This window comes from uncultured Cocleimonas sp., assembly GCF_947495625.1.
Taxonomy (GTDB): Bacteria; Pseudomonadota; Gammaproteobacteria; order Thiotrichales; family Thiotrichaceae; genus Cocleimonas.
The window spans coordinates 96,381-111,553 of sequence record NZ_CANLZW010000004.1 but is presented as its reverse complement, the minus strand read 5'-3'; the positions used below and the strand labels follow the sequence as shown (position 1 = coordinate 111,553).

Below are 15,173 nucleotides of genomic sequence, written 5' to 3'. Positions count from 1 at the left end.
TTTCAGTTAGTTATCAGTAATTAGTTTGTTGTAGCTACTTTGGGTTTATCAGTAACTTCATTCGTTGTTAGTTTTCCTGACGTTCTATCAGCAAAAGGTAAAGGTCCCAATCCAATAGTCCATGCAAGCAATGGAATCTTGCTGATCAGAATAGACAGCGCTAGAACAACACTTAACGTCAATGTGTATTTAAATAAAACAAGTTGATAAGGTGCCATCTCCACACCTTTCAGGAATATATCTATAATATCTATGACAGCAGGGTGCATAAGGTAGGTGCCAAAAGTGAATTTTGAGAAATCACTTATCTTTTCTGGCCAATTGAAATGTTGAGTACCCAGGAATAACAGAATGACACCTATAGGGAGTAAATTATGCGCATAGTAAATGGCACCCATTTTCGGAACAAACGATCCTGCTTCAATACTTAAAGCCGCATGTGTCAGTTTTATAATAAAGAAAATACTGACTGCCAATAAGCCGAACATGAATATCTTTTTAGAGAGTTCTTTATCGAATTTTTGCTGCCAAAGGCCCAGAATGCTATAAGCCGCGAAACCGTAACCAATATATGAAAGTACTTTTATTCCACGAATCAAATATTCGAGTGTGTTTCTATCGTTAACATTTCCCCAGATCCAGGTGCTCATACTCAAGTTAAATGCCAGGAATGGAACCACCAGCAAACCCAGAATAGGGGCTTTCAATGCTAATTTGAATACAGGGTGAAATAAAAATATTAAGAATATGGTGGGAATGAAGTGCATGTGATACTGCGATTTACCCAATAAGAAATAGCTAGCCCAGGTTTCAGGTTGAGTTAATTTCTCTAGCATCGGATCAAGGTAGCCAAATGCATTGGCTTTAATCAGTACAAAAAATGCATAAAAGAATGTCCAGAATACGAACGGAACCAGTAGTCGACGCATCTGCAACTTCATTGTTGCGCCATACGGCATTGGTTTTCTTTCTAACTTAAATGCCAATAAAAATAGGGAAACCAGAATGAAGAATTCAGTACTGGCTAATTCAGCTGTGGTTCGCATCAATACAGGGAAAACTCTTTCACTGATATCATAATCAATGAATGCCTTTCCCTTAGGATCGGTAGTCGTGTGGATTCCAATAATACTGAAAGCTGCGGCTAGTCTTGAAATATCTAGCCAGTTCATTCTCATCGAACTCATTGTTTTTGCACCCTTAAATTCGCTACCACATGATCTATTTTGAGGTCTCGAATTCCCGGATATTGTCCCGTTTCACGTGCTTTTTTGAACCAGTTTTCAATGGTGCTAGATAATTTTTCATCAGCCATAATTACCTGAAAAGAGGAAAAAGTATTCTTTTTCGCTCTGTTTGATAATTCTTTAGTCCATGTGTTTTCTTTGTTACCGAGAGAATATTTCGGCCAATAATTTTTTTCACGATATTCTAGTAAGTAATAGGAATGCTTTTCTAATGGTGTACTTAGAGTTCCTGTGATTTTGAATTTCTTACCCACAGCAGATTGATTCTTAGGTGTGATAATTTCGGCATACTCTGTTTTTACTCCAACGGTATTAAAATTAATGTCACTAATTAGCACCACTAACAAAAAAACGAATGAAGATAAAACAATAGGAAATAAAAAAATGCTTAATAATAATAAGCCGCGCTTTATAGAATTATTTCTATTCTCCATAAATGCCATTGGATCGGATGTTATTGGTAAAGTCATAATTATTAGTTACTTGCGTTTATATTAGGAAAGCACTTTATTTATATTTTTTATACATTGAGGTGCTTTATTAATACTAATTCTTGTATACAAACTAGTTTACACGATTAGTATGAATCGTGACTTAACTGATGCTGTTTTATGATATTTATATTAAATTATTATTTGGTCGATATTTCTTTATTATTTTTATAAAACCAGATGGTTATTCTAATTGAAATTAGATGATAGCCATTTTAGTATTCTTTCATCTGCCCAATAGTTTGCAGCCCAGGGGTATTTTCCCGATATAAAACCAACATGCCCCCCCGACTTGGAAAGCTCAAAACTTATATTCACTGAAATCTCATCAGCTGTAGGTGGTGAACTTTTCCACATAAAGGGATCATCCTCTGCATGTAGAATCAAGGTCGGTTTTTCGATAGCTGATAAGTACTGATGACTGCTAGATTGCGTATAATAATCATCTGCATCTTTGAAGCCATGAAGTGGCGCAGTGATCTTGTCATCAAATTCAAAAAAAGTCTTTACGCTTTCGATATCTTTTACTAAATCCAAATTAAATTTAGCATCTTTTTGTTTGTACTTGGTTTGACAACTATTGATTAGATGCTTCTGGTATACGCGTGAAAAACTTTTTTCTAATCTATCTGCCGCGTCTCTTAATTTGAACGGTACTGAAACAGCAACAGCAGTGGTTGTACTGGCATTCTGCTTTTGTTCGCCAAGCCATTTGAGTAAAACATTTCCGCCTAATGAAAAGCCAATGATGGCAAAAGGTATTTGCTGGTACTTTGTTTTAATATGCTCGATAACCGTTTGTAAATCTGCGCTATCTCCGCTGTGATAACTTCTTTTTAAACGATTAATTTCCCCACTACAGCCTCTGAAATGCATGAAGCAAACACCATAACCATTTTCATCGAGAAGTTTGATGAGTGGTTTTGCATAATGTGATTCTAATGTGCCTTCTAACCCATGCAATATAAGAACAATAGGTTTTTGCTGGATGTCCTTAGTTGATGAAATATCAATAAAATCACCATCGACCAGTTCAAGTCGATCTGAATTTAAGTCGAGTTCAGGTCTTTGTTTAAAAAAAGTAGACCAAAGCGTTTGTAGATGTGGGTTATGTAACCACCACGCAGGTTTAAAGTCACTTTTAACGATTGGCATTTATCTTTCTGCTTATTAAAAAATATCTACTTATATAAAGAATTACTATGAATCAAATTCGAAGGTATAAATATTAATATCATAATCATCTTTAGAAGCACTCTTTTTAAAGCCTAAAGATGCCATCAAATTATCCATAGAGGTATTGTTTTTAAGCACTGTGCCTTCGATTATTTTTAAATCACGATCTTTAACGTGCTCGATAAGAATTAACATTAACTGTCTTGCTAATCCAAGTCCCTGGTATTTATCTGCTATACCAATGGCAAATTCACAACTTTGTTTATCAGGATTAATCGCATAACGACTAACGCCTAATAATTTGTCTTTATTCTTTTTCTGTATAAAAGCGCCAAAAGCCATTTCACGATCGTAATCTAGCTTGGTAAATCTGGATAACATTTCAGGTGTAAGATCGTTGACAGCATGCATAAACCTAAAATATTTTGATTTGCTCGACATGCTATCTATTAGCTCTATTTCAGCTTGCGCATCTTCACTACGAATAGGACGTAACTCAACTTTCTTATTACCTTTTATCGTAATACATCGTCGCCAATCTGAAGGATAAGGGTGTATGGCTAAATGACTAAAATGTTTAGCATCACTGTTAGATTTCTGTACGACTATTTGAAGATCATTAACAATAGCTTCATTTTCATCGAGTATTAACGGGTTAAGTACTAATTCGAAGATTTGAGGTAGGTGTATTGCCATCTCGGAAACTCTAATAAGCACCTCACGTAATTTGTCTTTATTAGCTGCAGGCAAATTGCGATATTTATCTAATATAAGACTGACTTGAGTATTATTAATTAAATCTTCAGCCAGTCTTCTATTGAGTGGTGGTAATTGAATAGCTCGATCTCTAATAGCGGGTGATTGAGTGCCACCGGGACCAAAACTGATGACAGGTCCAAAGGCAGGATCATTTAAAATACTGATATTTAATAATCGCCCTGAAGAGGGAGCATGCATTCTCTCAACGATGATGCCATCAATGATAATGTTTGAACGTAATTTAGAAAGGCTCGTTTTTATCTGTAAAAATGCTTTTTTAAGCATTTTGGAATCTTGTATATTGAGTTTTACACCCTCGACATCAGATTTATAAGTAATATGTTGAGAATCAATTTTCAAAGCAACGGGGTAACCAATATTTTTGGCGATTTTTAACGCTTCTTCAACGGTTTCTGCATGCAATGATGGATTACATTTAATATGAAACGCTTCTACCAGTAAGATAGAGTCTTTTCTTGAAAGTACATTACGTCTTTGCTGAAGGTTCCTATCAATAATTTCTTTTGCTACGTCTATATTTGGCGGTATTGATTTGTTGAGTGGGAAAGGTACTTGTAACAAACGTTTTCTATTTGCCAAGTGATTGCATAAGAAGCTGAACCCATCCATTGCCGCTTCAGGAGATCGATAATTAGAGACATTATTTTCTGTAAATATGCGACGACCTTGTCCGCCAGATGCCGTACCTAACCATATAGCAGGGCTTGGTTTCTTGGCATTTTTAACAACATTTGATATTTCAGTCGCTAGTTTTTTGCTATCTATCATCGCATCAGGTGCGAAAATAATACCTATGCCGTCAACCTCTTTACTAGCCAATAAAATTTTAATATTTTCAGCATATAATTCTGCGGTATTTTTTCTGTCAGAAATGACAATAGCATTTTCACAACTATATATATTTTTTGAAGTGCTCTTGAGCTCTCCTATAAGTTCTTTACTTAAAATAGTTGCTTTAAAACCGAGATCTCTGAGTCTGTCATTGGCCAACATAATTGGCCCGTAACCATTAGAAATAAGGGCTAAATTATTGCCTTTGGTTCGTCTATTATTCGCTAAAATTTTAGCAGCGGTATATAAATGAGATAAGGTAGTTACATGGTCTGCACCTGCTCGCAAGACTGCGGCATGGAAAACATCATCCATGGCTCTAACATCTTTGGTTTTCGCGATAGCGTCACTGTAACTTCCATTGTCATGAGAAGATTTCAAGATAACCACGGGTTTACGCATGGCCGCAGCTTTCAAAGCACCCATGAAAGCCCTTGAGTGGGTTACCTGATTTATATGAATGATGATGCTACTGGTTTTGTGATCGTTCGCCAGAAAATCAAGAATATCTGAGAATTCGAGATCGATACCAGAACCCCGAGAAATAATTGAAGAGAAACCAACTTGTTCAGTTTCAGCCCAATCAATAATGCTGCTACATATCGTTCTGGAACGCGCTACAACTGCCAATTTCCCCGGTAGAATTTTATTGTCGGTAATACTCGCATTGAAGTTAGTTGATGGTCTAATGAGAGCTGCAGCATTGGGTCCTAGTATTCTTACATTAGCTTCTTTGGCAACATTTAATAATGACTTCATTGCAGAAGTAATTTCTGATTTGTAAGTATTAGGATACTTAGTCATCACAAATGCATTGCCGATTCCTTGTTTGCCGCATTCGCGTATGACTTTTTCTACCGTTCTTAATGGGCTAACAATGATTGCAAGATCAATAGGTTCTTCAATGGCTGTAACTTTTTTAAAGCACTCGGTTTCTAATAACTCCTTATGTTTCGGATTAACGAAATAGAGTTTGCCGGTAAATTGATTATGTAATTTACTGGTGATTAATGCGGCTAGAGTGTCTTCAGTTTCACTGGCTCCAATAATTGCTATTGAAGTGGGATCAAATAATCCTTTGAGGTAATGACCAGGCATAATTTTATCGTCGTTTTTATAAGGAATAAAGCATACCAAATTTAATGAAAATTAAATGTAGTACTTGCAACGTTTTATGTGAGTTTTATATGACAATAATCAAATCTTATACACTTATTTAATTTGCACAGTAAATATCTCTTAAGGAAGTTGGCAAAAAACAAAAATAGCGACTAGTCTCTAGTATAAATAAGAACAAGAATAACTATTAAACAAAAATTACAGCCTAAAATAGCGAAGGAGAAAATATTTTATGCCAACGGCTTATATCACGCATCCTGATTGTTTGAGACATGAGATGGTTGAATTTCACCCTGAATGTCCTCAACGCCTAACGGCAATTGAAGATCAATTATCCGCTAAGGGATTGATGGATTTTTTACGATATTACGAAGCACCGAATGCAACTATTGAACAATTGGAAAGAGCGCACGATAATAAATACGTAGAAGAAATTTATAATCATTCACCGCTCGAGGGTTTGCGTCACGTTGATCCTGATACCTGTATGAATCCGTTTACTCTGGAAGCAGCTCAACGTTCTGCTGGAGCCGGTATTTTAGCCACCGATTTAGCCGTATCAGGTGATGCCAAAAGAGCTTTTTGCAATGTTCGACCTCCAGGACATCATGCTGAAAAAGATGCTGCGATGGGGTTTTGTTTCTTCAATAATGTCGCTATAGCGGCATTGCACGCGATTGAGCACCATAAATTGAAGCGTGTAGCTATTGTCGATTTTGATGTGCATCATGGCAATGGCACTGAAGATATTTTATCGCATAATCCTCATGCTTTGTTTTGTTCAACTTACCAACACCCTTTTTATCCGGGGTATGCCGGTAAGACCATGGAAGAATTAATGGTCAATGTGCCTTTGCCAGCAGGCACCAAAGGCGCTGATTACAGGAAAGCTGTAGAAGAAACATGGATACCCGCTTTAAGAAAATTCAAACCGGAAATCATTTATATTTCAGCGGGCTTCGATGCGCATATTGATGATGAAATGGGTGGATTTAGTCTGATGGATAGCGACTACATCTGGGTTACTGATCAGATTTGCAAAGTAGCCGATGAGTTTTCGCAAGGCAGAGTTATTTCAATGCTCGAAGGTGGTTATGATTTAGTTTCATTAGGGCGTTGTGCAACAGAACATGTGCGTGTTCTTATGGGGCTTCATCATATCTAGAAAAAAGTGCCTAAAAGTAGGGGGGTGACCTAAATAGGGTACCTGCTTGCTGTAATGATTCTATGATGGCTATTTACCAGCTATCTTCAGGTTCACCCAGATCACATTTTACACAATTTAGCGCATGACCTAATTTGCTATTTCTTCCAGTCTCAGAAACCACCCAGGGTCTATTAATAAAGGGTGGTTTGTGGCGCACATGCTGTCCGTGATGGCACTCAAGTTCTGCAACCCAGTCATTGTCTTCATCTAAGTGAAAACCTCTGATTTGTTTTTTCATAATTTGAAGGTTAGTCTCAATAACTTAAAGTGTGTGAGTTGTTAATAAGTGGCATGCATTTTAAAAAAATAATTGTGCCTTTTTTAGAACGCTAAATCCAATTAGACTACCTTTTCTAGTTAAGTCAGGAATGGAGTTGTTATGTCAGCGAATCTAAAAGAAGAATCAAACTATCAAGCACCCAGCGTGTGTCCTTTAGATTGTCCTGATGCCTGTAGCTTCAATGTAGAAGTTAAAGACGGCAAACTCCTGAAAATTAAGGGCTCTACTGCCAACCCTATGACTAAGGGTGTTATCTGCGGCAAGGTCACAAAATTCTATCCTGATTTTGTTCACGGCAAACGTCGCTTGAGTAAACCGTTAAAAAGAGTAGGCGCTAAAGGTAACAATAAATTCGAACCAATCTCCTGGGATGAAGCAATTGACCTTTGCTACGAAGGTATTCAAAAAGGTATTAAAGAATACGGCACGGAATCGGTAATGCCATTGAACTACGCCGGTCCACATGGGCAATTATCCGGTGGATCAATGGATATGCGCTTCTTTTATAAGTTAGGCGCAACACAACTCGATAGACCTCCTTTATGTGCTGGCGTTCGTGGACTTTCCTACAAGTCATTGTTTGGCTTGCACGTGTCTATGTCACAAGAACAGGCTGAACATTCTGACTTGATCGTCCTATGGGGTACCAATACCAGTACCACTTATCTTCATTTGATGAAAATCATCAAGAAAGCCCGTGATAAAGGCGCGAAAGTTATCGTAATCAACCCAGAGAGAATCAAGGTTGCAGAGAGCGCAGATTTATTTCTACAGATTACCCCATCTTCCGACGCCTATTTTGCGTTAGCGATGGCAGCTGAATTCAATAAACTAGGAATGATCGATAAAACTCAATTAGTAGATAAAGTTTCAGGCGTTGAAGAATATCTGCAGGCTGCTACTCAATATTCTTTAGCATCAATATCCGAAATTTGTGGAATCGATCATTCACAAGTCACTGCATTCATCGATTTATTTAGAAATGCCAAAAGAATCTCGATGCAAACCGGAGTAGGGCTTGAGCGTTCTAAAAATGGCGGTTCTGCGATTCGTTCTGCAATGACTCTACCTGTGTTATTAGGACAGTTTGGGCAGCTAGGGCAAGGGCAGATTGGCTATCACTCCCCAGCTTATCCCAAGACCACAAATAAATTACAACGACCTGATTTATTAGAAAAACCAACGCGTACATTTAATATTGTTGATTCTGCCGATCATATACTGGATAAAACTTGCTCTGGAAGTAGTGAGGTGCCTATTAAGTCAGTATTTATCTACAATCATAACCCTGTTGCAATGCACCCCGATCAAAACAAGATGATAAAGGCGTTGAGTCAGGAAGATGTTTTTGTGATTGGTTGTGATATCAATATGACCGATAGCATGAAGTTTGCTGACGTAATACTACCGGCGTGCAGTAGTTTTGAGCATAATGATGTTTATCTGGGGTATGGTCATAACTACGCACAACGTGCCGAGCCCGCCATTCAGCCTATTGGTGAGGCATTACCTAACACCGAGATATTTAGACGTCTTAGCAAGCGCTTTGGCTTTGATGAAGCGGCTTTCACTGATACTGATGCTGAGCTACAAGAGCAGGCTCTGGATTTATCATCAGACACTTATGCTGTGAATTCGATGTCAGATGTGTCTACACAATCTGCGTTAAGTACTATCGATAAAGATCACATCTGGCTCTCAGACATGTCTGATGATGAGAAGATCACACTTTATAATGAAGAGCTGGAAAATGAGTTTGGTTATGGTTTGCCACGTTATGAGCCTATTGATAAAGATAGACCATTCACTTTGGTAACAGCTGCAGCTTTCAATCGTTCTAACTCAACTTTTGGTGGAAGCGATACCGAACTGGAAAAAGTATCGATCAACCCCATCGATGCTTCAAATCTAAAAATACAAACAGGCGATCAAGTTAAACTCCACAATAATAAAGGTGAAGTGATCCTGCTTGCTAATGTAACTGATAAAGTCGCTTCGGGCGTTTTATTCAGTCCCAAAGGCGCATGGTGCGAAAGTAGCCCTACAGGGCAAACGGTTAATGCTTTGATTGATAGTCACTGTAAAACGGATATTGGGAACGGTGCGGCATTCTATGATACTTACGTTGATGTTAGCGTGATTTGACTGTCATTTAACTCTGATTCGACATTGATTTTGTTTTGATTTAGTTTTGAATTGATTCAGCTTTGTCAGATGCAAAAACCGCATATAAGTAGGGGGGTGTATTTATAATAAAAATAAACCACTTACGTGGGTTTAAAACCACGTATTTCAGTACTATTTCTGTGTCATTCTGATATACTCGCCAGCAGTTTTTTAAGAAGCATATTTCTTCTTAAAATAAGCAACCAAAATCGTACAAAATACTCAAAAAAGAACTCCAAATAATATGGCTGAATTCGCGAAAGAAATTATCCCGATTAATCTTGAAGATGAGATGCGTAAATCCTATCTAGAATACGCGATGAGCGTAATCGTAGGGCGTGCATTACCCGATGTTCGAGATGGTTTAAAACCTGTTCATCGTCGTGTGTTATTTGCGATGGGCGAGCTTCGCAACGACTTCAACAAGCCTTATAAAAAATCAGCACGTATCGTCGGTGATGTTATCGGTAAATATCACCCGCATGGTGATACTGCTGTTTACGACACCATGGTTAGAATGGCACAGCCATTTTCAATGCGCTACATGCTCATTGATGGTCAGGGTAACTTTGGTTCTGTCGACGGTGATTCGCCTGCTGCGATGCGTTATACGGAAGTCCGTATGTCGAAGATCGCTCATGAGTTAATGGCCGATCTGGAAAAAGAAACGGTTGATTTCCAGGGCAACTACGACGAATCTGAATTCGAGCCAGTGGTTTTTCCTACTCGCTTACCTAATCTACTATTAAATGGCTCTTCTGGTATCGCTGTAGGTATGGCGACCAATATTCCGCCACACAATATCACAGAAGTAATCAATGCCTGTGTAGCTCTGATTGATGATTCAACACTCAGTATTGACGATTTGATGCAGTACTTACCAGGCCCAGATTTTCCAACGGCTGGTGTCATTAACGGTGCACATGGCATCAAACAGGCCTATCACACCGGTAAAGGCAGTGTAAAAATTCGCGCTGTAGCGGATTTCGAAACCGATAAGAAAGGCCGTGAAAAAATTGTTGTTACACAGCTTCCTTATCAGGTTAACAAAGCACGTCTTATCGAGAAAATTGCTGAACTCGTAAAAGAGAAGAAGATAGAAGGAATTTCAGAACTACGCGACGAGTCTGACAAAGACGGTATGCGCATGGTTATCGAGCTTAAGCGGGGTGAAGTCGCTGAAGTTATCTTGAATAACCTCTACAAACAAACACAGATGCAGAATAGTTTCGGCATCAATATGGTAGCGTTGATTGATGGCGCACCAAAGCTTTTCAACTTAAAAGAAATCATCGAAGCCTTTATTCGTCATCGTCGCGAAGTGGTTACACGTCGTACCATTTTCTTATTAAGAAAAGCACGCGAACGCGCACATATCTTAGAAGGTCTGGCTGTTGCCTTAGGCAATATCGATGAAGTCATCGCATTGATCAGAGCATCGGCAAACCCTGCTGAAGCGCGTGAAGCGCTACTTAGTCGTTCATGGAAAGCTGATATCGTTTTAGAAATGCTGGAACGCGGCGATTCAAGTGTGGCACGTCCTGAAAACCTTGATCCTCGATATGGTCTTAAAGATGATGGTTACTGGTTAACCGATGTTCAAGTAAAAGCAATTTTAGATTTACAACTACATCGTTTAACAGGTCTTGAAAAAGACAAGATACTGGGCGAATACAAAGAGTTACTCGCAACGATTGTTGACTTGCTTGATATCTTGGCGAGTCCAGAGCGTTTAATGCGCGTTATTCGTGAAGAACTTATTGAAATGCTTGAAAAGTACGGCGATGAACGTCTTACTAAAATCAATGCTGTTGGTGAAGATCTGGGTGATATTGATCTGATTCCAGAAGAAGATGTTGTTGTAACGTTGTCTCATGAAGGCTATGCAAAAGCACAACCCATTGATACTTATCGTGCACAACGTCGTGGTGGACGCGGTAAATCAGCCACCAAAATGAAAGATGAAGATTTCATTGAGAAACTCTTCGTCGCAAGTACTCATGACACAGTTTTATGTTTCTCATCCAAAGGTAAAGTCTACTGGTTAATGGTGTATCAATTACCCATGGCGAGTAGAACCTCTCGTGGTCGACCCATTGTTAATTTATTACCACTTGATGAAGATGAAAGCATCCAGGCCATTTTGCCTATACGTGAATATGAAGATGACAAGTACATCTTTATGGCCACTGAAAACGGCACAGTCAAGAAAACAGATTTGAAAGCATTCTCTAATCAACGTGCTTCAGGCATCATCGCCATCGATTTGCGCGATGGTAATAAGCTGGTTGATGTTGCTCTCACAGAAAAAGATGATGAAGCGATGCTATTTACCTCACAAGGTAAAGCCATTCGCTTTAAAGAATCTGATGTACGTGGCATGGGTAGAACTGCTGCTGGTGTACGTGGTATCAAGATGCCTGAAGGTCACAAAGTAAATGCCTTAATCGTTCTTCGTGAAGGTCGCCTATTAATGGCCACTGAAAACGGCTACGGTAAACGTACTGAAGTCGAAGAATTCTCTGCGCAGAATCGTGGCGGTAGCGGTGTTATTGCAATCCAGACTTCTGAGAGAAATGGTGCAGCGATTGGCGCAGTTCAAGTAACCGATGATAACGAAATCATGTTGATCACTAACGGTGGTATTCTGGTTCGAACTTCAGTGGTTGATGTGTCTGTCGTTGGCAGAAATACTCAAGGTGTTCGTCTGATTAAACTGGGTAAAGGTGAAAAACTAACTCAGTTGGAACGCATTGAAAGCATGGATGATGATGCTGAAGATTTGGATGAAGCTATAGATAGTTCTGCTGATGATATTGATAATGAGTCTGATGTTATCACTAGTGATAGCGCTGTAGATGCAGATGTTGATGTGGATTCTGACGATACAAATGATAGCGACGAGACTAACGACGAATCTCCTGAATAAAAAAAGCCTAGCGCCGCGTAAATATCATTCAGCAAAGCATAAGTTCCTTTGGTCATTTTAAACAACAAAATGAAAAGTCACTTAAAAGTAGGGGGGTGACTTCCAATTTAATTGGATCACCCCTAATTCATTTATGGATAATAGTGTCGATAAGACTATCGAATATATTAATCAAGTAGACGCATTTGGTTATCTGCTGATTGGCGTTAATTTACTTTTGCTGATCTTCGCAAAGGTCATTCTGAAGGCTGTTTATCATCAGCCAGAAAAAGCTGATAATATTTCACGTAAAGTCATGATTTTCAGGGCTTTAAACCTGTTAATTATTCTTGCCTATGGCTATTTTCGATTCTTTCAAGACAAACAAAACAAAGATTTTCTGATTCATATCATCGCTGTTCTGGCGGTTATTTATTTCTCATATTTAGCGATGCATATCGCGCATGGTTTTCTGGTTCGATATTACGGTAAGGAGCGAGAAATTAATGGCGTAAAACGTTTTTCATCTACTTATCAAACACGCCTATTAAGCATATTCACCAGTCTTTTCATTGCGGTTATTGCGCTGATTAGCATCATACGTTTACTGGGTTTTGATTCAGTATTAGAAGCGGGCGGTGTCATTGGAATAATAGGTGTTTTCCTCGCTTTAACATCAAGCATCTGGGCACCTGATATTTTTCATGGTCTGATTATTTTGAATAGCGACATGTTAACCGAAGGTGACGTTATACAGTTTAATGATAGTGATACCGTTTACGGGCTAGTCTATAAAACAAAAGTTTTTCATACGGTAATATTGAACATCCCAAATAATCATAGAATCATGATTCGTAACTCCAAATTAAGGGATTTCACGGTACATAATTTATCCAAGTTTGCATCAGCTCGAGGTTTACGTGAAAGCCTGACGTTTAAAATTTCATACGATACATCAATAGAAGCAGTGGAAGATTTGTTTTCAAGCGTATACGATGCTGCCAAGACGGATAACGGTATCTTCATAGAGCCACAATATGATATAGAATTTGGTGTTAAAGAAACCGGAGACCATGCCGTTGAGTGGATATTTTATTACTTCACCAAAGAAGTTGATAAACTATTATTAACGAAACAACGCTTATTACAATTGATGCTAAAAACATCTATTGAAAAAGGTATTTCTTTATCGACTCCCATTACTATTAGCAATGTAAATGATGTATCTGAAATGGTCAGAAATAATGTTACAGATTAAACTTTAGTAATCAAAGAACAAATACTTAACAACGCTCTTATGAAATAATCCTAGAGCAAATACATAATTAGAAATTTAGAGAATAAGGATTAAGCCATGACTCGTAAATACAATTTTAGTGCTGGGCCAGCAATGCTCCCACAAGTAGTTTTAGAGCAAGCTCAGGCTGAACTTCTGGATTGGGAAGGTACTGGTCAATCGGTGATGGAGATGAGTCATCGAGGCAAAGAATTCATGAGTATCGCTGAAACCGCAGAAGCGGATCTTCGCCAAGTCATGAAAATTCCAGATAATTATAAAGTGTTATTTTTGCAAGGTGGTGCAACTTCACAATTTGCTGCAATTCCTCTCAATTTATTGCGCGGTAATGAAGGCGCTGATTACGTGAATACCGGTATTTGGTCGACTAAAGCGATAACAGAAGCAAGTCGCTACTGTTCTGTTAATGTCGTCTCCAATTCAGAAACAACAAATTATACTTCAATACAGCCTTATGAAAGCTGGAATACCAATTCTGATGCTGCATACCTTCACTACACAATCAATGAAACAATTGCGGGTGTTGAGTTTCCATGGATACCTGATACAGGTGATGTTCCTTTAGTTGCAGATATGTCGTCTACCATATTGTCACGTCCGGTAGATGTCAGTAAATTTGGTCTTATTTATGCCGGCGCGCAAAAAAATATCGGACCCGCTGGTTTAACTATAGTCATTGTTAGAGAGGACCTTATTGGTGATGCGATGGATATCACACCTACCATGCTGAATTATGAAGTTCATGCCAAAAATGGCTCTATGTATAACACACCATCTACTTATGCCTGGTACTTAGCAGGATTGGTATTTAAATGGTTAAAAGATCAGGGTGGACTTGATTATATGGAAACTGTAAATCGTCGCAAAGCTGAACGACTTTATAATTGTATTGATAACAGTGATTTTTATACAAATCCGGTAGATAAAGAATATCGATCTTTGATGAATGTGCCCTTTACTTTAGCTAATTCTGAATTAAATGATAAATTTCTTGATGCCGCAGCAGCTCGTAATTTAATCTATCTAAAAGGCCACAAGTCTGTTGGTGGCATGCGCGCCAGTATCTATAACGCGATGCCAGAACAAGGGGTTATCGAGTTAGTGGATATGATGCAGACGTTTGAAGCAGAGTTCGGTTAATTTCCTAATTATGATTATGATAAATATCAAAACAAGCCAACTAGCCTTATAGAAGAATCACTAGACGCTTATAATAATACTTTGTATTTTATTGGGTAAATTATAAAAAGATGGAAGATTCAGATGTAATGTTTAATTTGGTTTTTGGTTGGGGCATGGTGGTTTTAGCTGTTTTACTTGTAGCTGTTCTTGTTGTTTATATCAAAAGTTTATTAGTGTTTAAAAATGCAAAGGTAATCAAAGGCAAGGTTATTGATTTAATGGATATTGGTGAATTGAATTTACCAACAATTGAATATCAATTAGATGGGGAAACATTGCATTTTCGATCAAAAACAGCCATAAAGAACCTTGTTGTTGATGAAGATGTAGATATAGAAATTGGTGTTGCTAATGAGCCTAGAATTTACGAAAAAAACAGCACTATAAAATTACCAATGGTTATCTATGTGATCTTTGCTTTGGTAATTATATTTGGTATTAAAGCGGTTGCATTTTTACAATCTCTTGCAGCTTAAATTTGACACATAA

Annotated in this window: 11 protein-coding genes; 6 read left to right on the top strand and 5 right to left on the bottom strand. The window is 38.2% G+C overall.

Annotated features, from left to right (window positions below; all coding sequences use genetic code 11):
* Positions 1-20 precede the first annotated feature (20 nt).
* The 4 genes from Q1A31_RS03630 to Q1A31_RS03615 all read right to left on the bottom strand — a co-directional run bounded on the left by Q1A31_RS03630 (position 21) and on the right by Q1A31_RS03615 (position 5,623).
* On the bottom strand, positions 21-1,187 hold the full coding sequence (locus Q1A31_RS03630; RefSeq protein ID WP_299872496.1) for an acyltransferase: 1,167 nt from the start codon (positions 1,185-1,187) through the stop codon (positions 21-23).
* The gene (locus Q1A31_RS03625) at positions 1,184-1,717 is read right to left on the bottom strand and encodes a hypothetical protein (RefSeq protein WP_299872494.1); all 534 of its coding nucleotides are present in this window, start codon (positions 1,715-1,717) and stop codon (positions 1,184-1,186) included. Before Q1A31_RS03625 ends, Q1A31_RS03630 begins: the two co-directional genes overlap by 4 nt.
* Before the next feature lie 210 nt (positions 1,718-1,927).
* Positions 1,928-2,893: a hydrolase gene (locus Q1A31_RS03620; protein WP_299872492.1), complete on the bottom strand. Its 966-nt coding sequence runs from the start codon at positions 2,891-2,893 to the stop codon at positions 1,928-1,930.
* Between the two features lie 45 nt (positions 2,894-2,938).
* Positions 2,939-5,623: a bifunctional acetate--CoA ligase family protein/GNAT family N-acetyltransferase gene (locus Q1A31_RS03615; RefSeq protein WP_299872490.1), complete on the bottom strand. Its 2,685-nt coding sequence runs from the start codon at positions 5,621-5,623 to the stop codon at positions 2,939-2,941.
* Between the two features lie 253 nt (positions 5,624-5,876).
* On the opposite strand from Q1A31_RS03615, the gene Q1A31_RS03610 reads away from it, so the two are divergent.
* On the top strand, positions 5,877-6,809 hold the full coding sequence (locus Q1A31_RS03610; protein ID WP_299872487.1) for a histone deacetylase family protein: 933 nt from the start codon (positions 5,877-5,879) through the stop codon (positions 6,807-6,809).
* Between the two features lie 73 nt (positions 6,810-6,882).
* On the opposite strand, the gene Q1A31_RS03605 is transcribed toward Q1A31_RS03610, so the two are convergent.
* Positions 6,883-7,089 (bottom strand): DUF3565 domain-containing protein, encoded by a 207-nt coding sequence (locus Q1A31_RS03605; protein WP_299872484.1) that lies wholly within the window; start codon positions 7,087-7,089, stop codon positions 6,883-6,885.
* A gap of 141 nt (positions 7,090-7,230) precedes the next feature.
* Here Q1A31_RS03605 and Q1A31_RS03600 point away from each other — a divergent pair, with 141 nt between their 5' ends.
* The 5 genes from Q1A31_RS03600 (at position 7,231) to Q1A31_RS03580 (ending at position 15,160) form a co-directional block, all read left to right on the top strand.
* The gene (locus tag Q1A31_RS03600) at positions 7,231-9,276 is read left to right on the top strand and encodes a molybdopterin-dependent oxidoreductase (RefSeq protein WP_299872481.1); all 2,046 of its coding nucleotides are present in this window, start codon (positions 7,231-7,233) and stop codon (positions 9,274-9,276) included.
* Positions 9,277-9,541: 265 nt separating this feature from the next.
* Positions 9,542-12,226 (top strand): DNA gyrase subunit A, encoded by a 2,685-nt coding sequence (gyrA, locus tag Q1A31_RS03595; RefSeq protein ID WP_299872476.1) that lies wholly within the window; start codon positions 9,542-9,544, stop codon positions 12,224-12,226.
* Between the two features lie 133 nt (positions 12,227-12,359).
* Positions 12,360-13,463, top strand: a complete 1,104-nt coding sequence (locus Q1A31_RS03590; RefSeq protein ID WP_299872473.1) for a mechanosensitive ion channel family protein — start codon at positions 12,360-12,362, stop codon at positions 13,461-13,463.
* Positions 13,464-13,559: 96 nt separating this feature from the next.
* The gene (serC, locus tag Q1A31_RS03585) at positions 13,560-14,642 is read left to right on the top strand and encodes a 3-phosphoserine/phosphohydroxythreonine transaminase (protein ID WP_299872470.1); all 1,083 of its coding nucleotides are present in this window, start codon (positions 13,560-13,562) and stop codon (positions 14,640-14,642) included.
* 110 nt (positions 14,643-14,752) lie between these two features.
* A complete protein-coding gene (locus Q1A31_RS03580) occupies positions 14,753-15,160 on the top strand; it encodes a hypothetical protein (RefSeq protein WP_299872467.1) in 408 nt (135 codons plus the stop codon).
* The last annotated feature ends 13 nt before the right edge of the window (positions 15,161-15,173 follow it).

Coding starts and splice junctions, on each gene's coding strand:
- Q1A31_RS03630 (WP_299872496.1), bottom strand. CDS start 1,187: ATGAGTTCGATGAGAATGAACTGGCTAGATATTTCAAGACTAGCCGCA.
- Q1A31_RS03625 (WP_299872494.1), bottom strand. CDS start 1,717: ATGACTTTACCAATAACATCCGATCCAATGGCATTTATGGAGAATAGA.
- Q1A31_RS03620 (WP_299872492.1), bottom strand. CDS start 2,893: ATGCCAATCGTTAAAAGTGACTTTAAACCTGCGTGGTGGTTACATAAC.
- Q1A31_RS03615 (WP_299872490.1), bottom strand. CDS start 5,623: ATGCCTGGTCATTACCTCAAAGGATTATTTGATCCCACTTCAATAGCA.
- Q1A31_RS03610 (WP_299872487.1), top strand. CDS start 5,877: ATGCCAACGGCTTATATCACGCATCCTGATTGTTTGAGACATGAGATG.
- Q1A31_RS03605 (WP_299872484.1), bottom strand. CDS start 7,089: ATGAAAAAACAAATCAGAGGTTTTCACTTAGATGAAGACAATGACTGG.
- Q1A31_RS03600 (WP_299872481.1), top strand. CDS start 7,231: ATGTCAGCGAATCTAAAAGAAGAATCAAACTATCAAGCACCCAGCGTG.
- gyrA (WP_299872476.1), top strand. CDS start 9,542: ATGGCTGAATTCGCGAAAGAAATTATCCCGATTAATCTTGAAGATGAG.
- Q1A31_RS03590 (WP_299872473.1), top strand. CDS start 12,360: ATGGATAATAGTGTCGATAAGACTATCGAATATATTAATCAAGTAGAC.
- serC (WP_299872470.1), top strand. CDS start 13,560: ATGACTCGTAAATACAATTTTAGTGCTGGGCCAGCAATGCTCCCACAA.
- Q1A31_RS03580 (WP_299872467.1), top strand. CDS start 14,753: ATGGAAGATTCAGATGTAATGTTTAATTTGGTTTTTGGTTGGGGCATG.